At 53.1% G+C, this 682-nt stretch carries 1 protein-coding gene; it reads right to left on the reverse strand.

Going from position 1 to position 682, the window contains the following annotated elements:
* Window positions 1-9: 9 nt before the first annotated feature.
* Window positions 10-682, reverse strand: a 673-nt coding sequence (locus AC07OT_RS30960) for a transposase (RefSeq protein WP_495109884.1), incomplete at its 5' end; no start/stop codon positions are given.

Here is a 682-nt window from a genome sequence, read left to right on the forward strand (position 1 = left end):
GGACATCGTTTACACATTTGAGGCCTGGACGCGGGTCATACCTCGTCCAAGCCTCCCCAAGGGATAATCACACAGGTACAAATCCCAAGCATCATCTTCAGCTTCTTTGAGCCCTATCCTTTCCCCGGACAGCGCCTCGCTGATAAATACCAACTTGCCGTTCCACTTGATCGATCCGTCCTGTCTGACGCTTCGAACTTTCATTTCTGCCGGATATTCCACATCGGGCAAGCACCCTGGATAAATTCGGGTGGACGGCACATACAAGTCTCCCGGACTTTTCATGCCGAGCGCTTCGTGAGGGCGTACGTAATTAAACTCATGCCTGAAATGCTCCAGCAAAAGCTGCTGCTCGACTAAGTTTTTCCCTAAGGGCAATTCAAGTTTCAAGCTACGGTGCATTCGTTCATGGCGACCATTCTGGGCGGGTCTTCCCGGCATGGTTCGCTCGGGATAAATACCCAGCCGAATCCACCAAACTGCCAGTGTGGATATTCTTGCCAGGCCAGGAGAGGCGAACGGTACCCCGTTGTCCGAACGGATAACTTCCGGCATGCCGTACTCCTGAAAAAGCCTCTCAAAGGCCTGTTTTACAGGCTGGGTCATGATCTTGGGGTGGGCCCAGCACGCTAAAATCAGCCGCGACGCATGGTCTGTGACGGTCAAAGGGAAGCACATCTGA

Source organism: Pseudomonas sp. GW821-FHT09C10 (assembly GCF_059418085.1).